We start from the raw sequence: 21156 nt of genomic DNA, 5'->3' as shown, positions 1-21156 counted from the left end.
TCCTCATCATCCCCTTGTATTTATTCCTTTTGGTGTCGCTTTTTTCTCGATCCACTTCAAAGCAAGGTCAAACAAAATGGCTAATAAAGCAACTGGTAAAGCCCCTGCTAAGACGAGCGCATTATTATATGATTGTAAACCTCTATAAATAACATCCCCTAGTCCCCCTGCCCCAACAAAAGTAGCTAGTGTCGCAATTCCAACCGTCAAAACAGTTGCAGTACGAATTCCTGCCATGATAAATGGCAAAGCAAGCGGAAACTCAATCTGCCATAACAACTGATTTGTCGTCATTCCCATTCCGCGCCCCGCTTCAATAATCGAATCATCTATGGAGGTTATGCCAGTATATGTATTTCTTAAAATAGGTAAAAGTGCGTAAATAATTAAGGCAATTAAAGCAGTCAACGTGCCTATCCCAATGAGTGGCACTAGAAATCCAAACAAAGCCAGACTAGGAATGGTTTGAAAAACAGCAGTCACCCCAATAATCGGTTCCGCAAATTTTCGATACCTCGCAACAAAAATACTTAACGGCAAGGCAATCCCAATACCTATCGCTAACGCAATAAAAGATAAATAAATATGTTGTAAAAAGGAAGCTTGTATTAAATCTGCCCTACTTTGAATCGTCTCTAAAAAAGTTTGCATTCACGATACCTCCTCTTTTGCAAGGATTGCACGTAGAAGAATGGATTGGTCTACAAATCCCAGCTCCTTCTTTCCCTTTTTTACAAGCAACTTTTTCGTTCCTTCGTTTTCTAATAATGCAATTGCTTCTTCTACTAATATGGAGGCATCTACTACTAGATGGGAGGATTGTTCGTCTTGTTCAAAAAAAGATATAAACTCCTCAAGCGTACGCTTTCCAACCGATTTTTTTCGATTAATACGTTCCACACCTATGAAGTTTTTTACAAAATGATTGATTGGACTTTCGATTAGTTCTGTAGGTGTACCTATTTGCTCAATTCGACCATTTTTCATCACAACAATGATATCTGCTATTTTTAAAGCTTCATCCATATCATGTGTAACAAATACAATTGTTTTCTTGAGTTTTTTTTGTATTTTTTTCGTTTCTATTTGTAATTGCTCACGGCTAATAGGATCTAAGGAGCTAAATGGCTCATCCATTAAAACGATCTCTGGATTTCCAGCTAACGCCCTTACCACTCCAATTCGTTGCTGTTGTCCCCCACTTAGTTCTAGTGGATATTTAGTCAAATATTGGTTAGGATCGAGACCTACCATTTGCATTAGTTCATAGATCCTTCCATACGTTTTTTCTTTTGGCCATCCTTTGAGATTCGGTACAAGCGATACATTTCTTTCTATGGACATATGTGGAAACAAACCTATTCGTTGAATAACATAGCCAATTGTTTTTCGAAGTTCCACTGCATCTAGAGAAGAGACTGCTTTCCCTTCTACATATACTTCTCCGGAGGTTGGAACTTCTAAACGATTGATCATTTTCATCAATGTTGTCTTGCCGCAACCACTTGGACCGATAATAGCAACTAACGCTTCAGCGGGAATGGACAATGTTATATTGTTTAATGCCTTCGTGCCGTCTTCAAATACTTTCGTAATCTTATCAAATTGGATCAACTAGGCTTTCCCCCTTAATACACTATATTTAACTGTAACTCTGTATACCCTAAAAAAGTTTTATTAAATCATAAATAGAACAAAAATGTTAAAGTGCCCGTCTCTGATCGATATAACAAACACGAACGATGAACAGAATGACTCACACAATAGAGATACTGCGTAGTAGCGGGTTGTATGAAGTGTCCGCAGGGATTTTTGCAGCAGGGCGGACGCTTTCCGTAGGGTGAGCGTACGACTGCAGCGAAAATCACAGCGGTCACTAAGACACAGTATCTCTATATCACGCATAATATAATAAGTGCCATACCCTATGCTACTCCAAAAAAGCCATCTATTTTTCTGGCAATTAACATTTTACTATATAAAGAAAAACCGGATTCTAAATAATATAGAATCCGGTTTATTTCTTTAAGCTTTCATCCCCGTTACTTCCGCAACTATTTCATACGAACGGAGTCGAGCTTTATGGTCATAAATCGTTGAATTAATAATTAACTCATCCGCATCTGTTTCTTCTGCAAATGCTTGAAGCTTCTCTTTTACTTCCTCTGGTTTTCCGATAATCGTCGATTTCAGTTGGTTTAGAATACTTTCTTTTTCAAGCGGATTCCAAATTCCTTCCATCGTTTCAACTGGTGGTTGGATTTGGCTAGGTCTGTTTCTGATTAAACTTAAAAATTGTTGTTGATGCGTTGTCGAAAGTATTTTTGCCTCTTCTGTTGTATCCGCTGCAACGACGTTAACACCAACCATCACATATGGTTTGTCCAATACTGCTGATGGCTCAAAATATTGACGATAGCGTTCAAGTGCTGGCAAAGTATTTTCGGGAGAAAAATGACTGGCAAATGAAAAAGGTAATCCAAGTTGGCCAGCTAAAGTAGCACTGAAGCCACTGGATCCAAGTAACCAAATAGGAATATCTTGCCCCTCACCTGGTATTGCTCGTACTTTATTGAATTTAGAATTAGCATCTAAATACCCGCGTAACTCCTCTAGTTGCTGAGGAAAGTCATGCCCACTACTTCTGGAATCACGTCGCAATGCCATCGCTGTTAGCTGGTCCGTTCCTGGAGCTCTACCAAGCCCTAGATCAATTCTTCCCGGATACATCGCCTCAAGCGTACCAAATTGCTCTGCGATAACTAAAGGCGCATGGTTTGGTAACATAATACCACCGGAACCTATCCGAATTTTTTTCGTTGCCGCTGCAACATACCCCATAACTACGGAAGTAGCCGAACTCGCGATACCTGGCATACTGTGATGCTCCGCAAGCCACACACGATTATATCCCCACTTTTCTGCATGCTGTGCTAAATCTTTTGTATTTAGAAATGCTTCTGATGGAGAGCTACCTTTCGTAATAGGAGCTAAATCTAATACGGAATATTTGATGTTTCTGAATGCTTTTGTATTGCTCAATTATCTCGTCCCCTTATTTTTAATAATGGTCTCAGTTAAACGATAGCGTACTCTTCTAGAAAAACAAAATAATTGAACCTAAAAATAGCATTACACATTCTAATAATTTTACCCGTTTCTAAACAAAAAGAGGTCATTTTCACAATAGAAAATGACCTCTTTTTGTTTCATTATTCTTTTACAAAGTCAATCGTACTTCTTACCGTATCAATTGGTCGAACTAAGCTTTCTATCTGATCACGTTTTGGTTCTAAAAACGGTGGTAAAGATAGCTTTTCTCCAAGTGTTTCGTAAGGTTCATCTCCCATAAATCCTGGACCATCCGTCGCAAACTCAAACAAAATTCCATTTGCAACTCTTGCGTATAAACTTTGGAAGAAGAAGCGATCAACAAAACCAGAAGTTTGGAATCCGAAGCTTTCCATTCTAGTCGTCCATTCATCTAACACCGAACGATCTTCTACACGGAAAGCTGCATGGTGGACTGTACCAAACCCTTGTCGTCCTGGAGGAAGAATAATATTTTTCTCTACAATGACTTGGGCACCATTTCCGCCTTCCCCAACTTCAAATAAATGCAAAGAACCTTCTTGTGCAATCTCTTTAAATAGCATTACTTTTTCCAATACTTCCTTCATATAATCGAATTCTGCAATTCGAATATGAATTGGTCCAAGCCCTGTAATTGCATACTCTAAAGGAACTGGTCCATTTTGCCATGGTGTTCCTGATGCAATACCTTCATTATGCTCATCTGACACTAATTGATATTGTTGGTCATCGAAGTCTACGAATGAGAGAACTTTTGTACCGAATTGGTCTTGAATTCCAGTATGTTTTACTTCTAAACGATCGAAACGTTTTACCCAATAATCTAATGCCGCATCGCTCGGTACGCGGAATCCTGTTTTATAAATTTCGTTTGTTCCATGTGTCCCTTTTGGAATGCCTGGGAAATCAAAGAAAGTCATATCTGTTCCCGCTCCGCCTACATCATCAGCGAAAAACAAGTGATACGTTTGTATATCATCTTGGTTCACAGTTTTTTTGACTAAACGCATTCCTAATGTATAAGTAAAAAATTTATAGTTCTCTTCTGCACTACTTGTAATGGCAGTAACGTGGTGCATACCTTTTAAATGATTCATGTTATATTCCTCCTATATTATGATTCCTTTAATTAAAATATCTCTAATTCAAAGTAATTTTAACATGAGAAAAAAACCTTGTCAATCAAATAGAAACTGTCTCCAAAAATGTAACCATTGGAGACAGTTTCTATTTTCAATATGTCCATATAAGATAATAATATTACATGTCTATTTCATTTCCTATTTGTTGCTCTTTCGCTTTGGCATATACGCCTTTTGCAACGGCTAAATCAAAGTATGCAGCCCCAACAGATTTGAAAAAAGTAATTTCTTCTTCATTTTCTCTACCTTTTATCGCATCTACTACAAGCTTTCCTAATTCCCCATGAATTTGCTCAAATGACCATTTTCCTTTTTCTTGTGCATCGATTAGTTCACCGGCTTCTTCTTTTACTCCAGCTAAATCATCCACCACAATTTTTGTTGCACGAGTAATCGTCCTTATGTCTACTTCATGCATATGCGGTAAGTAAGAACCTACCCCATTTATATGTGCGCCAGGTTTTAAATCTTCTCCATTAAATACGGGATCGATTGCACGCGTTGCACAGTTAATAATATCTGCTTGTCTGATAGCGACCGCTACATCTTCTATAACTTCACATGAAGTTTCTACACCAAACGCATGGAGTTTTTCTCCAAATGCTTTCGCTTTTTCTGGATTACGGTTTACAAGTAGAATGCGCTCGATTGGACGAACAGCAAGGACTCCTAACACTTGCTCAAATGCCATCGCTCCCGTTCCAATTACAGCTAATACTTTTGCCTCTTTTTTTGCTAAGTAATTTGTTGCTATCCCACTTAATGCACCAGTGCGAAGTCTCGTTAAATAGGAGGCGCTCAACATAGCTATATGTTCCCCATTTGATCCATCTGAGAGTAAAATGACTCCCTGTGTTGTTGCTTTGCCTTTCGCTGGGTTATGTGGAAAAATGGTGACCAGCTTTACCGCCGCCACTTCATCTTCTAAGTCCGCACTTGGCATATATAATGCGGAAGCTTCTTGCTTCGGAAAGTCGATCACAGTACGAAGAGGGCTAGCAATCTTATCTTCTTCCTTGGCTTTTAATACTTTGGTGATATCTTGAATTGCATCCTTCATAACATAGGTATGCATAATTTGTTGTTCATTTACTACTAACATGAAAAAAACCTCCATTAATTAAGAAAAACTCGTCTTTCACAAACCTTAGCGAAAGACGAGATATTTCCTTTTATCGCTTTACTTATTATGCTTTGCCCAATGCATTGGAAACGTTAGAATTCTCTTTTGAGTTTTCAGCATCTACTTTGCTAATATCATCCAAATTCTCTTGGCTGCGATCTTTTACAGCCCATATTGCGATCAATGAAATAACTGCAGTGAAAATAATATAGCACGCAACTGGAATATAAGAATCATTAAACTTCAATAGTAAGCTTGCCGCAACGAGCGGAGCAGTACCACCAGCTACCGCTGCACCGATTTGATACCCTAACGTAATTCCTGTATATCGCACTTTAGCATCAAAGATTTCCGAGAACATCGTACCTAATACCGCTGTAATCGGAGACCAGATAATACCTAAACCAATAATCGTTGCAATCACTAATAATGCAACAGATTGCTGATGCAACATCCAGAAATAAGGGAATGCAAATAAAATCATTCCAATCGTTCCAGCAACATATAGTTTTTTGCGACCCACTTTATCCGACAGGCTTCCCATAATCGGGATCAAAATCGTCGTAACAATTGTAGCGATCATCACCGAGTTTAACACTGCAGTTCTGGAGAAGCCTAAATTTGTTGTTGCGTACGATACGACAAAGGTACCGAAAATATAAAATGGTGCAGTTTCTACTACTTTCGCACCGATTGCAATTAGTACTTCGCGCCAATGATACTTTAACGTATCTACTATCGGCAGTTTTGGAATTTCTCCTGATTCTTGCACCTTTTTAAATGATGGCGTTTCGTCAATTCCTTTACGAATCCATAACCCAAAAACAACTAATAATGCACTAAAGATAAATGGAACACGCCAACCCCAAGTCATAAATGAACCTTCAGGCAATAATGTCATGATCGATAATGCAACAGTCCCTAGAACCATCCCAATTGTTACACCCATTTGAGGAATAGCCCCATATAAACCACGTTTTTCTTTCGGCGCATACTCAACCGCAAGAAGTAACGCTCCTCCCCATTCTCCCCCAATACCTAAACCTTGTACAAGACGAAGGGTTATTAAAAGAATCGGAGCCCATACACCGATTGCTTGGTAAGTTGGAAGTAACCCCATACCAAATGTTGCAACTCCCATTAAACTTAACGTAATTACAAGCGTCTTCTTTCGCCCAATTCTATCGCCAATATGACTAAAAATAACCCCTCCGAATGGACGTATAAAGAATGCTAATGCAAATGATGCATAGGCAAGAATAGTTCCCACCGATGGATCTTCCGTAACAAAAAATAACTGGTTAAACACTAGAGCTGCTACTGTCCCGTACAAGAAGTAATCGAACCATTCGATCGAACTTCCTACTAAACTAGCAACCCACACTTTCCTCATTTGTTTTGGATCCACTTTACATCTCCCCTTTTAAAATTGAAGTGACACTTTAACTCTCCCAGTTCTATTGTAATTAATCTAAAATATTCTGTCAATTCGATATTGAATATTATAGAGATACTGCGTCGTAGTCAGTTAGATGAGGTGTCCGCTGAGATTTTCCACTTTATTCAATTTATTCATCCAGAAAACGGCTAAGGGCAACAGATCGGTCCCTTAAAGCAATCAATTCTATTCCGAAAGCAATCAAACCAACATGAGAGCAACCAAATTGCTGGTGAAAGCAACCAATTCTCAAAAAAGCTCTTCACTTGGATTGAGACGCCGATGACTAAGACGCATTATCTCTATTAGCCGTCCTAAAAAAAATAATGTATGATTTAAATTAAGAGTATTACAAAAGGGGTAGTAAATATGACTTCTAATTCTATAGGAAAGATATTAAAACAATTACGTAAGGAACGAAAACTTACCTTAAAGAATCTAGCTGAACTCACAGGCGTCTCTATTAGCTTCTTATCCCAAGTAGAACGTGGAAAATCGAGTGTTACGCTAGAGTCTTTAAAGAAAATAGCGGATGCATTGAAGGTAAATCCAACTATATTCTTTTCCGACCATTCCCAAACCGATAACTTAGATGCCATCAGACAGCAATTTTATTATCAGGATTTATCAAATGGAATTGTCGATGCTTCCTATTTACCAATTTTAGTCACACTGCAACCTGGGGAAAATAAAGGGAATGCTTTTTCACATAGTGGGCACAAATTTTTAATGGTAATAAAAGGGACGTTAACGGTGGTAATTGACGGGAGTGAAGAAAGCTTAGAAGAGCAACAATCTACTATGTTCGATGCAAATAAAACGCATTATTGGTATAACTTAACGGAAAAACCGGTACGATTTTTAGTCGTATCCTCGAAATAATATAAAAAAACTTCCAATAGAATCAAACTATTGGAAGTTTTTCATTACATTTATATCAAGGAAAGAAAATCATTTGAATCGCAAAAATAACCCCGAAAATGTATATAATCGGATGTACTTCACGACCTTTACCACTTACAAGTTTAAGAATAGGGTACATAATGAATCCAACCGCAATACCTGTTGCAATACTTCCAGTTAAAGGCATCGTTAAAATGATCGCAAAAGCCGGAAATGCATCATCGAACTTTTTCCAATCAATTTTTGCAAGTCCCTCCATCATATAACAGCCAACAATGATCAAAGCAGGAGCTGTAATGGCTGGAAGCGATGAAATGGCCGACACTAATGGGGAGAAAAACAAAGCAACGAAAAATAGAATTGCTACTACAAGTGCAGTTAATCCAGATCGTCCTCCTGCTGCTACTCCAGTCGATGATTCAATATAAGCAGTAGACGGGCTCGTCCCAAAAGTTGCTCCAACAGTTGTAGCAAACGCATCCGCAGCAAATGCAGATTTCAATTTTGGCGATTTCCCATCCTTCATCAAACCTGCCTGCTCTGTCACACCTATCAACGTTCCAGTTGTATCAAATATCGTCACAAGTAAAAATGAAAATACGACAGCATATAAACCACTCGTAAACACACCCGGAATATCTACATCAAAAAACACGATGGATGGCGGAGTCGAAACTACCCCGTCTAACTGTAACATCCCCATAAAATAACCGATAATTGCAGTAACGAACATACCAACAAATAGCGCCCCTTTTACTCGAAGTGCTATTAATATGATTGTTACAAACAAACCAATAATCGATAAGACTGCAACTGGATCATGCAAATCACCAAGCGTTACAAGCGCGTCACTATTTCCAACAACCACTTTAGACATTTTCAATCCGACAAATGCGATAAACAGCCCTATACCAGCAGTAATTCCATACTTTATGGAAGTAGGAATTGACTTAATTAATACTTCTCGTAACTTTGTAAATGTTAATAATAAGAAAATAATACCTGCTATCAAAACTGCTCCAAAAACTACTTGGTAACTAACACCTTGCGTAGCGACAACACTTGTAAAATAAGCATTCATCCCCATACCTGGTGCAATCGCAATTGGATAATTCGCAAACAAAGCCATGATTAATGTTCCTATGACTGCAGCAACAATCGTCGCAATAAATACTTGATCGAAAGGAACCCCCGCTGCCGAAAGAATTGCAGGGTTAACGAAAATAATGTATGCCATCGTTAAAAAAGTAGTAAAGCCTGCCAATACTTCTGTTCTCACATTTGTACCTAATTCACTCAATTTAAAAAAACGTTCCATGGCTCCTCCTTAAAATAAAAAAATCCAACTAAAAATGGATAGACTAAGTCTACCCATTCATAGTTAGAAATTAACGGTTCCTACTAGAAACTCTCAGACCATATTACTGAGAATATACGAATGTCGCTTGATTCTTTAATTATCTTACTCCGAACAATATAATATACGAACAATAACTAGATGTCAATATTAAATGTTCGGTTATAGATCCTGCTGATTGTGCAACAACTATTTATTTAACGACCGCAATTTTCCGCGCTAGCCACAACCTACATGAGCCAACTCACGCTTAGCTATGGTGCGGCACCGTCACCTTTGTCTCATATCAAGTAAAGAGCTATGGTAAGAATTGGTTGCTTTCGTGCTGATTTGATTGCTTTCTGAATAGGATTGGTTGCTAATAATGTTCAATCTCTTGCTCTATGCCATTTACTGGATTTAAATAATTAAAAAGACGATCCCCCATTTAATAGCTCAATGGAAAACCGTCTGTTAATTAAGTTAATTTACTTTTATTTTCCCTTTCCAATACATTTCTCGCAGTAAGAACTTTTGGAGTTTACCTGTTGCTGTTTTTGGTAATGCCTCTACGAATTCAAATGATTTTGGTGTTTTGAAATGAGCCATATTGGTTCTACAATAGTCGATCATCTCTTGTTCTGTCACATTACTTCCATCTTTCAACACGATAATTGCTTTTGGAACTTCTCCCCATTTTTCATCTGGGACAGCAATAACAGCTACTTCTAACACGTCAGGATGTTTGTATAATACTCCTTCAATTTCTGTTGAAGAGATATTCTCCCCACCTGAAATAATCATATCTTTTATTCGATCTTGAATTTCGATATATCCGTCTGGATGCGTTACCGCTAAATCACCAGTATGGAACCAGCCATCCACAATTGCTTCTGCTGTTTTTTCTGGATCCTTGTAATAACCTTCCATTACTACATTTCCTCTTGTAACGATTTCTCCAATTTCCTTGCCATTCCAAGCAACTTCTTTGCCATCTTCCTGACTGACAACTTTTGTTTCTCCGTTAAAAGCTAATTCAATTCCTTGTCTTGCCTTAATCGTCGCTTGTTCTTCTGCTGATTTATCATCAAAATCCTTTTTCCATTCGCTATATAAAATGAATGGCGACGTTTCTGTAAGTCCATAAACATGCATCATGTTGAATCCAAGAATTTCTTGGGCTTTTCCAATAAGTGCTGCGGCTGGTGGTGCTCCAGCTGTAGCCATTCGGGGATTTGTTGTAATTTGCACTTCTTTTGCTTTCGGTTCATTTACCAACATATTAACAACAGTAGGTGCACCACATAACAAGCTAATTTTGTGTTTTTCAAATAAATCCAAAATAAGCGGTGGATCTACTTTACGCAAGCATACATGTGTTGCTCYGGCTGCTGTAATTGCCCAAACTCCCCCCCAACCATTGGCATGGAACATTGGCAATGTATGCAGATATACATCATCATGATTCACATTTAGATGATACATAAAGTTTGCCGCATTTAAATAATTACTCCGATGTGTCAGCATAACCCCTTTTGGTTTAGAAGTGGTACCACTTGTATAGTTCAATGTAAGTAACTGATTTTCATCGATATCCACTGTTGGTAGGGAAGCATTTTCGAAGTCTTGATTGATAAAGTCTTCATAATATGTACCTCCCAATGTGTTGGAATGTCCTTCCACTGCAACAACAATTATTTTTTCTAGTGATAAACTAGGACGGATACCTTCTATCAAATGACTATATTCTTCATCCACGATAAGCATTTTAGAATCACTATGTTTAATAATATATTCCAAGTCTTCTGCATTTAATCGGTAATTTAAAGGGACTTGTACCGCACCTAGACTACAAATTCCATAAAAAGTTTCTAACATATAATGCGTATTTGGCAACATGACTGCAATATGATCACCATTTTGAATACCTGCATTCACTAAAGCAGCAGAAAGTTTATCCGTACGCTCCCCAAACTCCTCATAAGTAAACTGTTTATCTCCATCTATTACTGCTACTTTTTTCGGATAATATTTAATCGCTCTTCTTTTCCAATCTAATGGTGTTAATGCAGCAAACATTCTCTCCAGCTCCCTTTTATAAAGTAATCTCTTTTTTTGTAAATGCATGTATTGCTTCTTCGTTCAATCCTATTTCTTTCAAAATTTCTTCTGTATGATTTCCAGTTTGCACACCGGCAAAATGATATTGCGCTTTTTCACTAGAAAATTTTATTGGAAAGGCAATCTGGCGCTGTGTCCCCCCATCTTTCTTTGGTACAGAAACGACCATTTCTCTTGCCTGTAGCTGTGGATGATTTACCGCTTCTGCAAAACTCAACACCGGTTCAATACATCCATCAAAATCATCTTCTAAAATAAGTAACCACTCTTCTAAAGTTTTTTGCTTAATAGTTTTTATTAAAGTTTCTTTAAAAGCTTGTTGGTCCTCTACTAGTGCACTGCTACTTAGTTTGATTAAACTAGGATCGCCAATCAACTCACAAAGCATTGCTTGAAATTGTGGTTCCAAACTACCTATAGAAAGATAGCGATGATCTTTCGTTTCATAATAATCATAGAACGATCCACCGTTTAACAATAATGACTCTGGATTTGGTTCTTCTTTACCTACTAGATATCCTGGACCATACATTGCATTTAACGAAAAAGATACATCTGTAAGGCTTATATCAATTTGCTGACCTACTCCAGTTTTTTCACGGTGATAGACAGCTGCTAAAATTCCAATTACAGCAGGCATGGAACCTCCTGCAATATCCGCAACTTGTACACCAGCTGGTACAGGAATCTGATCTTTTCTATGGGAGTAACTCGTTACACCTGCCAAAGATAAATAGTTAATATCATGTCCTGCCCGATTATGAAGAGGACCGGTTTGACCGTATCCTGTAATGGAGCAAAAGATTATTTTAGGATTTATCTCTTTTAACTTTTCATATCCTATTCCTAATTTATCCATTACACCTGGACGGAATTGTTCTATCACAATATCGTATTCATGGATTAGCTGATAAATAATTTCTTTCGCTTCCGGTTGTTTCAGATCCAATGCTAAAGATCGTTTAGAACGATTTAAATGTCCAAAAGTAGCCGATACTTCACCGTCCATTGGTCCTAAATATTTTACTAAGTCCGCACGATTTGGAGCTTCCACTTTCACCACATTTGCTCCCATATCAGCTAACATCATAGTAGCAAATGGTCCAGGTAGTAAGGTCGAAAAATCTAATACTTTTAAACCATTTAAGATCCCCAAATACTCACCCCTTCAAAATATCGAATATTATAAAATTTACAAATTTTCTATCTACTATACTATTGTAGTGAATATTGTATACGTTTTCAAGAGTCCTTATATCAAAATGATCTGCTAGTTTTCTTTCTATTATTCCAGGGAATACATAGGAGAAAATAATAGAAGTAGGAGGAAACACTTATGGTTAGAAAGTCGAAGAAACAAATTTTCATTAGCTTTGTAATTTTATTTACGCTAATTTATATAGCCGTTATTTTATGGCATACATATAAACCTCTTCCTGAGGGAGTCTCATTCGCGGGAAATGTACATCAAACAGATACCGTTGAATTCATTACAGATCTTACCTATGCACAAGATCAAGAAGGAACTGGCATGGTACATGAAAATCATATTTTTGATAAAGTAAATGAAATGATTGATGAAGCTGAAAACTTTGTAGTTGTCGATTTCTTTTTATTTGATGGTTACTACGATGAAGACGAAGATTTCCCTAAAATTGCAGACACCATATCAACTACCCTATCCAATAAAAAGAAAGAGAATCCTAATATGCCAGTAGTATTTATTACAGATCCACTTAATCGTGGTTATGGTTCTTATGAAAATAAATGGTTCCAAAAAATGAGAGATGCGGGTGTAGAAATAGTCTATACCGACTTGGATCCATTGCGAGACTCAACTCCGATATACTCAGGCATTTATCGAATATTTTTTCAGTGGTTTGATATTGGTGGAAAGGGTTGGATAGCAAATGCGATGGCAAGCGACGCTCCTAAAATGACAATTGCGTCGTATATGACCTTATTAAACGTAAAGGCGAACCATCGAAAAGCAGTCATAACAGAACAGGAAGCAATGGTAACATCCTCTAATCCGCATGACGCGAGTGGATTCCACGGCAATATTGCATTAACAGTAACTGGTCCAATCATTAATGATATTTTAAAATCAGAAGAAGTCGTTTCCTTATTTTCTGGAGGACCTAAACTTCCACGTGTCAAAGTAGATGAAATAGACGGTGAATATGAAGTGCAGTACTTAACAGAGAAGAAGATATTGAATAAGTTGCTGGCAGATTTGGCGGACACGAAAGAAGGGGATAAAATTTGGCTTGGGATGTTTTTTGTAGCAAAGCGAGATATTGTAAATGCATTAATTGAAGCAACCAATCGAGGAGTGGATGTGAATCTCATTTTGGATCCAAACGAGAACTCATTTGGCCAAGAAAAGTCTGGACTGCCTAATAGACCAGTTGTACAAGAGATGGTGGAAGACACAGAAGGCAAGATGAATATTCGTTGGTACAACACCGTCATTGGCCAATATCATACGAAAGCTATTTGGATTCAAAGTGATGAACATACGATAATTTCAAGTGGATCGGCAAACTATACGGAACGTACATTGGATAATTATAATCTAGAAAATAATTTGCGTGTAATTGCTCCAAATGATAGCAAGCTTGTCTTGCAAATGGAAGATTATTTCGAACGTCTTTGGAACAATGAAGATGCCATGTACACTTTGGACTTAGAAAAATATCAAGATGGATTTACTTGGTGGCAACGTTGGATTTATTCGTTACAAAAGTTTTTTAAAGTAACAACATATTAAAAATATAACCCTCTACCTGTAGACTAAAATCTTTAAGGTAAAGGGTTATTAAATTATAAATCAAAACCTATTTATAAACGTTTTACCTTATATATTCTATCAACCAGCAATCACGATACTCTCCTTCGTGAAGTTCATTTTTAGGCAAGAGCTTAACCTTCTTAAACCCACATTTTTCATAACAATGGATAGCTCTTTCATTCCATGTTTGAGGATCCATCACTACTCTGTCTGCGTCATTTTGTTTTACTAAAAACGCTACCATGGAATTTACTAAAAGTGTTCCAATCCCTTTGTTCCAATATGCAACTTCTCCTATGAATTGGTCCATACCATATATAACCTCTGACACTTTAGTATACCCGTATATCTCCTGTTCATCACTATCTACTTGGTAGTATTGGATATATCCGATAGGAATTTTGTCAAACTCCACGATACAACGTACTACTCCGGATTCACGATTGTAATACTTCTCATGCACCTTCTCTAAGTCAAATGCATTGTCTCTTCCTTCATAATATTCAAGCACAATAGGATCAGATAACCATTTAACTAATAAAGAATCATCCTTTAATTCTAATAGACGAACAGATAACTTGTCGTTTTGAAATAACATCTCATCATCCCTATCTTTTAATTTCGGGGAGCAAATAACATAACGGACACACCGATTATGCATATTAAAGCTCCAATCCAATCATATGTATCTGGTACTTTTTTATCGACACCCCATCCCCAAAGGACGGATAATACGATAAAAACACCGCCATAAGCCGCGTAAACTCTACCGAAAGAAGGGAACATTTGAAATGTAGCAATAACACCATAGAGAGCTAGTGCTACTCCTCCAAAAAGTCCTAAATATACTGACTTACCTTCTCTCAACCATAGCCATATAAAATAACCGCCCCCGATTTCAGCTAATCCTGCTGCCAAAAATAGAGCAATCACTGTAACCAAAATAGCCTCACCCTTTCGCTTTACCCCCAACCTTTACAAACATCGACCCATTCCCGTCCTCTTGCATATGTAAATAACTCATCACACGAAAGTTCTATAGCACTATTGCTGCTCCCACATGCAGGAAACACAGTTTCAAACCGTGTTAATGACTCATCTAAGTACACCGCCACCTCTTCCGGAATACCAAATGGACAAACGCCTCCTACTGCATGTCCTACCTGTTCGAGTACTTCATCTGGAGTTAACATTTTTGCTTTGACTCCAAAAGTTGCTTTGAATTTGGCATTATCGATTTTAGCATCACCTGCAGCTACTACTAAAATACAGCCGTCTTCCTTCTTAAAGGATAATGTTTTGGCAATACGTGCACCTTCTACATTTAATGCTTGCGCAGCTAACTCAACTGTTGCACTAGATGCCTCATATTCCAAAATTCTTTCTTCAATCCCAAATTCCTTAAAATAATCTTTTACTACTTCGATTGCCATCTTTCACACCTCTTATTTTCAATATTTCAATATCTCTTATAATCTTACCATTGTTTTGTATAAAATTTAAAAGGGTAACCAAAATGATGGTTACCCTAGTTGCATTACGCTTCTGGTTTAAATGTTTTGCAATCTGTTTCTTCACTATTAGACGCTTGTTTTCCTTTATTACTTACGACATAAATGGCGGCGGCGTTACATTTGTTTCCAGATCCCCAATACGTACAGTTGTTTACTTCACATAGAACATCTTTAGCCATAGGTATCACACCTCCTTCTTTTCTTAGCATGAACAATTAAAAGAAGATTAATACGAAACATGCTAAGATTAAGAAAGCGAAAAGGAGGTTGCATACATGCATAAGCTTGAATTCGAATCATCATGGGACAAAACGATATCCAATAAAGATCGCCAAAAAATTGAAGCAGTCTTTCTCGAAACTTGCCAATCTAACAATCAACGTATTCAGTTAACGCCACTATGGCAAGCTTTCAATCATAAAGGTGAATTATTAGTAACCGTGCTCATTCATAACTTCACTATGCATCCTTATTCATTTCAAAACACTAAACTAAAATACATCCAGGCTAATGAAGTTTGCATCGAACATTCCTTCACATTGCCTTCTCTGAGCATAGAATMAAAAAGTAGTACACCATGGACATTTATTTTTCCAAATGAAATTCTGAACAATAAACTTCCCCTTGACAATGGTTATTTGGAAATTATTTAATACTGGACCCCGATAAGTTAGTATTTTCCATTGATTTTCGATGCAGCCGTCGACTCCTACCGAGGCCAACATGATGTTGGTTGTGAAGGCACATCGCTTACCCGGTGGAAAGCGTACGACTGCAGCGAAAATCCCAGCGGCCACTACGACGCATTATCCCTATAATGCGCAACATCACTGCTCACTTTTACTTTGTTCTGCACTACTATTTTGGTCTTCAACTATAAATTCATACTGGAAGCGTTATGAAGTTTTGTTCTAGAAGATTAACAATTTCCTCATAACTAACCGGCTTACTTATATAATAACCTTGTATCAATTCACAGTTATAACTTCGGAGCCTTTCAAATTGTTCCCTATGTTCCACCCCTTCTGCTACAACTTGTAAGCCTATCGTATGCGCTAAATGGATAATTGTCTCAATAAATTTGCCGTCTTTTTCAGATAGCAGCATTCCGTCTACAAAGCTCTTATCAATTTTCACATGATTGATCGGTAAGCTGTTTAAGTAACTTAAAGAAGAATAGCCTGTTCCAAAATCATCGAGATGAATGGATATTCCAAGCTTCTGTAGTTCCTCTAGCTTTTGTTTATTCAAATCAAATGATTGCATCAAAGAAGTTTCTGTAATTTCAAGCTCAATCCAATTAGGCTGAACACCTGATGCGTCGATTATTTCTCTTATATTATGAACAAAATCTTGTTGCATAATATGAACCGCCGAAATATTGACTGCTATTCTAACTGGTTGTTCCCTATTTCTGTTAATCACTTGAATTGTGTTGCATGCTTGCTTTAATACCCATTTGTCTATTTCTACTATTTGACCAGTCATTTCAGCAACTTCAATTATTTGTAGAGTATTATAGTTAGACAGCGCAGACGTTTTTGTTCGTAATAATGCTTCTATGCTCGCTATTTTTCCTTTACCTGGATTAAATAATGGTTGGAAATACAACTCGAAGTCATTATTATCTAGACATTCCCGAATGCCAAGCTCTATTTTAAACTTTTCCTCTAGTTGCTTTTTCATTCCCTCATCAAATATTCTATAGCCATTTTTCCCGTAACTTTTTGCTTCATACATGGCCATATCTGCCAATTTCAACAATTCTTCAGAAGTGATAGCATGAACTGGATATAAGGAAACACCCACACTTGCAGTAATATTTAATATTCTAGATTCTACTGAAATAGGCATATCAAATTGCTCGATAATTTTTTCCACTTCGTTTCTTGCTTGTTCTAATGATTCTAACTCATGTATTACTACGATAAATTCATCGCCACTTATGCGAGCAACGTCTTTATTTTTCGTTGACAATGCATTTAGTTTTTTGGCCACTTCTGTAATTAGCTTATCTCCGAACGAGTGTCCAAGTGTATCATTCACAGTTTTAAAGTTATCTAAATCGACAAAAACTACCGCTTTTAAGCACTCGGAATCATCGTTTTCTAGTGATTCTGTAAGCAGTTCTTGTAAGCTTCTTCTATTCAATAGACCTGTCAGCGAATCATATGATGCTAAATGGTTAATCTTATTTTCTCTTGTTTTTATCGACATAATCATACTATTGAAACCATTCGCTAACCGCTCTATTTCTTCGTAATCCTTTACGTTTGCTTGCACATCATAATTTCCGTTTTCCACAGAAACCATTAGCTTTCCTAGTTTTTTTAAAGGGCGGACCCCTCTTAGCGTCGCAAAATAAGCAATAACACCAAATAGTAGGAGACAAAATAGGCCAATTGCTAGTATCGGTTGTTGTCTTTTTACAAGGTTATGAATGATCTCTTCTTTACTTATCGCCGTAACAATACTCATATCATTTTGTACGATTGGGTGAGAACGTAAAAGATACTCCTTATTCTGCACAATATATGGTACATAATTTTCTGCTGTATCCTTTCTCATTTTGGCGTGTTGACTACCAAATAGTGTTTCACCAATTAGGTGATTATCACGATTGGCCAGTATCGTACCATTCCTACTTAACAACAGAACCAAGCCGTCTTCTCCGATTTTCGAATTACTGATTTGACTACTAATTTCTTGAAGATTCATGTCTAGTGCAATAACCCCAAGCGTCCCTTTAGGACCCACTACAGACTTAGAAGCTGTAATAATAATTTCCTGCGTCACATAGTCAAGATACGGTTCTGTCCAATATACTTTTTTTGTATTTTGCATAGCAAGCTTGTACCAAAGTTGTTCTTGTGCGTGGTAGCTATCAGGAATATCTTTATATTCTCCCCTATAAAATTTACCATCCGCTAAACCATACATGATTTTCCCATTTACATTAGAATTTTTTTGATACTCTTCTATCATGGACATAATTTCTTTTTCACTGCTAGAATAATTGTTTTGCAGTAAAAGAGACTGACTAAGCTGCTCCAATGTATTCTCAACGGTTGAAAATTGATATCCAAAAGATAACAGCGTTTGCGTTAAGACAGATTCCGCTTCATTTTTGTATAGCTGTTCTAAACTTTCATTTAGATTTTTGTATGACAATAAAATGAATAAAGACATGGTGACAATACACATCAATACGATCAAAGTCGTTGCCCAAAACTTAATACTTCTTATTTTCAAAAGTTCCACCCACTTCCCTGCTCGTCCCTATTAATCCCCTTTTAAAAAATATTTGTACATATACTCTTTCCCAAGAATAGTTGCTATATTTCTTATAGGATTATAATATTTATTGTCTACTTCTATGTACTTCTCAATCGTATTATCATAACTATTTAAAGTCTCTGGTTCATCCGTATGTAAATCCAACATAGCTTTGGAAAAACGGTTTTGTATCTCTTTGTCTAATTCGCTCCTTGCAACAAACGGGGATCCTGGTATATTTTCCGATTTCCATATGACCTTCATATCTTCCGGCTTTACGATTCCTTTTTCTATCAAATTACTATACTGAACGCTACTAATGGCTCCAGCATCTACCTCATTTTGGAGAATATTGGCTAGCACTTGATCATGAGAACCAGCGTATACTATTTCGTCGAAAAATGTTTCATATGTTATATTTCTACTTTTCAATAATGCGTAAGGAAGAATAAATCCGGATGTAGAGCCAGCGTCAACGAATGCAAACCTCTTACCTGCTAATTCTTCAATCGAACTAATCCCTGAATCTTTTGGCGTAATGATAAGTGAATTATAGTAAATGCCGGTATCTTTTCTTTGTTGAACGATTAATGGAGTCAACTCCATTTCACTTTCAGCCGCAACATAAGAAAAAGCACCATACCAGCCAATATCGATTGTTTCATTCTTCATTCCTTCTATCAAACTAAGGTAACTATCGGTAGCTTCCATTTCAATAGGAATGCCTAATTGTCCTTCTAGATAAAGACGAATAGGTTCAAATTCCTTTTCCATTTCCCTTGCATCTTTTACCGGTATCATACCGATTGTCAATTTTTTAGATGCTGTATTGCAGCTTGTTAATATCAAACTTACTAAAAAGATACTACATAAGAATACGAATTTTCTACTATTCACCTCTTCACGCACCTCACCTAATAGCCCATTTTCAATAGTTACTATTATACTATATTTTTGTTAAGTGTTTATTAATTTTTTATGTGTTTCCAGTAACTAATAGGTAGTAGTTTATACATATTCGTATTTTATTGAATAGGTTATTAAAAGGGAAAATATATGTAAGGGGAGGGTATGAATTTGTCACGAAGAAGACAGCAGCGTTTTTGTATATTTCCGGGATATAACTGGTGTGGACCTGGTTGTAGCGGTCCTGGTGCTCCTATCAATGATGTAGACGCAGCATGTAAAGCACATGATGAATGCTACAGTAAAGGGAGAGATCGATGTGAATGTGATCGTGAGTTTCTCGAGAGGCTACATCCTAAAATAAATCCATACACACAACAAGGTAGACATGCTCGGTTACTTTATAACTATATGAAATTGCAATCCAGTTTTACATGCAACTCTTTTAAAAAATCGAACTAATATACATCTCTAGCCCTGCAAAAAAGCGCAAGCGCCTATCTCTATTTGATATAGCTAGTGTGAAGGATAAATGGAATGTCGCGCATAATAGGGAAACTGCGACATAGTGCGTTGAATAAAGTGTCCGCTGTGATTTTCGCTGCAGCCGTACGCTTTCCACCGGGTGAGCGATAAGCCATCCCCGCCTCCCTTAGGCGTACGCCTGAGATGTCTCATTTGCCCACTCATCCGGTAGGAGTCGACGTCTGCAGCGAAAATCAAAAGAAATTGTCCAATTATCAATACCATCCCGTTAAAAAACAAAACTTCAACCAGTTTTCTCATTGGATTCATCCAATAAATGGCTTAGGGCAACCAACCGATCACTGGGAGCAACCAGTTCTACTACGAAAGCAACTAAATCAACACGAGAGCAACCAAATTATTCGTGAAAGCAACCAATTCTCAAAATGTGGCAAGTGTACTAGGATTGAGACGTTTTATTGGGATAGCGCACCTTATTAACCGCTAAGATTTTCACTGCCGGGAGGACGACTTCCACTGGGAGAAGTGAAAATTAATGGAAACAACATACTTATCAATGCAGACCAGTTGAAAAAACGAAATTTTACCCAGTTTTTCCATTACATGCATTCAGTAAATGGATTAGGGCAACCAACCGATGACTGGGAGCAACCAGTTCTACTACGAAAGCAACTGAATCAGCACGAGAGCAACCAAATTACTCGTGAAAGCAACCAAATTACTCGTGAAAGCAACCAATTCTCAAAATGGCTCTTTACTTGACGTGAGACAACTATAATTCCGACCTATTATAGGAATTATATGTCTAAAAGCCCGCCGAACACGCCTGGCCAGCATCTACTCKACTAGTTTGTCRTGTTCAAAGGCGAGATTGTCGCGTTCGCAGTGGATATTGTCTCGTTCAACCATTTATTGTTAATATGGGATCTCAATAATTTGGCAATTTCCATTGATTTTCGCTGCAGGGCGGCGACTCCAACGGGATTAAGTGAGCATAATGAGACTAAGTGAGCATAATGAGACT

The 21156-nt window shown here is 37.4% G+C and carries 19 protein-coding genes and 1 riboswitch; of the genes, 4 read left to right on the top strand and 15 right to left on the bottom strand.

The features are described 5' to 3' along the window. Positions 1–6: 6 nt before the first annotated feature. The 6 genes from AC1DFT_RS13525 to AC1DFT_RS13500 all read right to left on the bottom strand — a co-directional run bounded on the left by AC1DFT_RS13525 (position 7) and on the right by AC1DFT_RS13500 (position 6766). A complete protein-coding gene (locus tag AC1DFT_RS13525) occupies positions 7–651 on the bottom strand; it encodes an ABC transporter permease (protein ID WP_478159281.1) in 645 nt (214 codons plus the stop codon). Continuing rightward, on the bottom strand, positions 652–1614 hold the full coding sequence (locus AC1DFT_RS13520) for an ABC transporter ATP-binding protein (protein ID WP_478159280.1): 963 nt from the start codon (positions 1612–1614) through the stop codon (positions 652–654). A gap of 411 nt (positions 1615–2025) precedes the next feature. Next, positions 2026–3042 (bottom strand): LLM class flavin-dependent oxidoreductase, encoded by a 1017-nt coding sequence (locus AC1DFT_RS13515; RefSeq protein WP_478159279.1) that lies wholly within the window; start codon positions 3040–3042, stop codon positions 2026–2028. 170 nt (positions 3043–3212) lie between these two features. Next, positions 3213–4190 carry a ring-cleaving dioxygenase gene (locus AC1DFT_RS13510; protein WP_478159278.1) on the bottom strand — a complete coding sequence of 326 codons (978 nt, stop codon included), beginning with the start codon at positions 4188–4190 and terminating at the stop codon, positions 3213–3215. A gap of 163 nt (positions 4191–4353) precedes the next feature. Further along, positions 4354–5337, bottom strand: coding sequence for an ornithine cyclodeaminase family protein (locus AC1DFT_RS13505; protein ID WP_478159277.1), 984 nt, complete (start codon positions 5335–5337; stop codon positions 4354–4356). Positions 5338–5422: 85 nt separating this feature from the next. Next, entirely contained in the window at positions 5423–6766 is a 1344-nt protein-coding gene (locus tag AC1DFT_RS13500) for an MFS transporter (RefSeq protein ID WP_478159276.1), read from the bottom strand. Positions 6767–7165: 399 nt separating this feature from the next. Between AC1DFT_RS13500 and AC1DFT_RS13495 the strand changes: the two genes are divergently transcribed. Continuing rightward, positions 7166–7678 carry a helix-turn-helix domain-containing protein gene (locus AC1DFT_RS13495; RefSeq protein ID WP_478159275.1) on the top strand — a complete coding sequence of 171 codons (513 nt, stop codon included), beginning with the start codon at positions 7166–7168 and terminating at the stop codon, positions 7676–7678. A 55-nt stretch (positions 7679–7733) separates the two neighbouring features. Here the strand turns inward: AC1DFT_RS13495 and AC1DFT_RS13490 are convergent, their stop codons facing one another. From AC1DFT_RS13490 to AC1DFT_RS13480, 3 genes are all read right to left on the bottom strand, one after another. Further along, the gene (locus tag AC1DFT_RS13490; protein WP_478159274.1) at positions 7734–9017 is read right to left on the bottom strand and encodes an NCS2 family permease; all 1284 of its coding nucleotides are present in this window, start codon (positions 9015–9017) and stop codon (positions 7734–7736) included. A gap of 40 nt (positions 9018–9057) precedes the next feature. Beyond that, a riboswitch (purine riboswitch) is annotated at positions 9058–9157 on the bottom strand. A gap of 361 nt (positions 9158–9518) precedes the next feature. Continuing rightward, positions 9519–11114: a long-chain-fatty-acid--CoA ligase gene (locus AC1DFT_RS13485; RefSeq protein WP_478159273.1), complete on the bottom strand. Its 1596-nt coding sequence runs from the start codon at positions 11112–11114 to the stop codon at positions 9519–9521. 16 nt (positions 11115–11130) lie between these two features. After that, positions 11131–12312, bottom strand: a complete 1182-nt coding sequence (locus AC1DFT_RS13480; protein ID WP_478159272.1) for a CaiB/BaiF CoA transferase family protein — start codon at positions 12310–12312, stop codon at positions 11131–11133. A gap of 180 nt (positions 12313–12492) precedes the next feature. On the opposite strand from AC1DFT_RS13480, the gene AC1DFT_RS13475 reads away from it, so the two are divergent. After that, positions 12493–13929, top strand: a complete 1437-nt coding sequence (locus tag AC1DFT_RS13475; RefSeq protein WP_478159271.1) for a phospholipase D family protein — start codon at positions 12493–12495, stop codon at positions 13927–13929. Positions 13930–14011: 82 nt separating this feature from the next. On the opposite strand, the gene AC1DFT_RS13470 is transcribed toward AC1DFT_RS13475, so the two are convergent. From AC1DFT_RS13470 to AC1DFT_RS13455, 4 genes are all read right to left on the bottom strand, one after another. Continuing rightward, on the bottom strand, positions 14012–14548 hold the full coding sequence (locus AC1DFT_RS13470) for a GNAT family N-acetyltransferase (RefSeq protein ID WP_478159270.1): 537 nt from the start codon (positions 14546–14548) through the stop codon (positions 14012–14014). Between the two features lie 17 nt (positions 14549–14565). Beyond that, positions 14566–14892, bottom strand: a complete 327-nt coding sequence (locus tag AC1DFT_RS13465) for a YnfA family protein (protein WP_478159269.1) — start codon at positions 14890–14892, stop codon at positions 14566–14568. Between the two features lie 20 nt (positions 14893–14912). Then, on the bottom strand, positions 14913–15383 hold the full coding sequence (locus AC1DFT_RS13460) for a YbaK/EbsC family protein (protein ID WP_478159268.1): 471 nt from the start codon (positions 15381–15383) through the stop codon (positions 14913–14915). Positions 15384–15487: 104 nt separating this feature from the next. Next, positions 15488–15643, bottom strand: a complete 156-nt coding sequence (locus tag AC1DFT_RS13455) for a DUF1540 domain-containing protein (RefSeq protein WP_478159267.1) — start codon at positions 15641–15643, stop codon at positions 15488–15490. A 96-nt stretch (positions 15644–15739) separates the two neighbouring features. Here AC1DFT_RS13455 and AC1DFT_RS13450 point away from each other — a divergent pair, with 96 nt between their 5' ends. Further along, on the top strand, positions 15740–16117 hold the full coding sequence (locus tag AC1DFT_RS13450; protein ID WP_478159266.1) for an SLAP domain-containing protein: 378 nt from the start codon (positions 15740–15742) through the stop codon (positions 16115–16117). Positions 16118–16346: 229 nt separating this feature from the next. Here AC1DFT_RS13450 and AC1DFT_RS13445 read toward each other — a convergent pair whose 3' ends face one another. Both AC1DFT_RS13445 and AC1DFT_RS13440 read right to left on the bottom strand, forming a co-directional pair. Then, positions 16347–18716 (bottom strand): EAL domain-containing protein, encoded by a 2370-nt coding sequence (locus AC1DFT_RS13445; protein WP_478159265.1) that lies wholly within the window; start codon positions 18714–18716, stop codon positions 16347–16349. Positions 18717–18746: 30 nt separating this feature from the next. Then, positions 18747–19637 carry a phosphate/phosphite/phosphonate ABC transporter substrate-binding protein gene (locus tag AC1DFT_RS13440; RefSeq protein ID WP_478159264.1) on the bottom strand — a complete coding sequence of 297 codons (891 nt, stop codon included), beginning with the start codon at positions 19635–19637 and terminating at the stop codon, positions 18747–18749. A 174-nt stretch (positions 19638–19811) separates the two neighbouring features. Here AC1DFT_RS13440 and AC1DFT_RS13435 point away from each other — a divergent pair, with 174 nt between their 5' ends. Then, positions 19812–20108, top strand: a complete 297-nt coding sequence (locus AC1DFT_RS13435; protein ID WP_478159263.1) for a phospholipase — start codon at positions 19812–19814, stop codon at positions 20106–20108. Positions 20109–21156: the final 1048 nt, after the last annotated feature.

The sequence above is a fragment of the Psychrobacillus sp. 05T411 genome, assembly GCF_056396485.1.
Note: the sequence above shows the minus strand (reverse complement) of the source record. Positions and strands in the feature narration are given on the sequence as shown.

Coding starts and splice junctions, on each gene's coding strand:
- AC1DFT_RS13435 (WP_478159263.1), top strand. CDS start 19,812: ATGAATTTGTCACGAAGAAGACAGCAGCGTTTTTGTATATTTCCGGGA.
- AC1DFT_RS13455 (WP_478159267.1), bottom strand. CDS start 15,643: ATGGCTAAAGATGTTCTATGTGAAGTAAACAACTGTACGTATTGGGGA.
- AC1DFT_RS13475 (WP_478159271.1), top strand. CDS start 12,493: ATGGTTAGAAAGTCGAAGAAACAAATTTTCATTAGCTTTGTAATTTTA.
- AC1DFT_RS13490 (WP_478159274.1), bottom strand. CDS start 9,017: ATGGAACGTTTTTTTAAATTGAGTGAATTAGGTACAAATGTGAGAACA.
- AC1DFT_RS13505 (WP_478159277.1), bottom strand. CDS start 5,337: ATGTTAGTAGTAAATGAACAACAAATTATGCATACCTATGTTATGAAG.
- AC1DFT_RS13525 (WP_478159281.1), bottom strand. CDS start 651: ATGCAAACTTTTTTAGAGACGATTCAAAGTAGGGCAGATTTAATACAA.
- AC1DFT_RS13510 (WP_478159278.1), bottom strand. CDS start 4,190: ATGAATCATTTAAAAGGTATGCACCACGTTACTGCCATTACAAGTAGT.
- AC1DFT_RS13495 (WP_478159275.1), top strand. CDS start 7,166: ATGACTTCTAATTCTATAGGAAAGATATTAAAACAATTACGTAAGGAA.
- AC1DFT_RS13470 (WP_478159270.1), bottom strand. CDS start 14,548: ATGTTATTTCAAAACGACAAGTTATCTGTTCGTCTATTAGAATTAAAG.
- AC1DFT_RS13460 (WP_478159268.1), bottom strand. CDS start 15,383: ATGGCAATCGAAGTAGTAAAAGATTATTTTAAGGAATTTGGGATTGAA.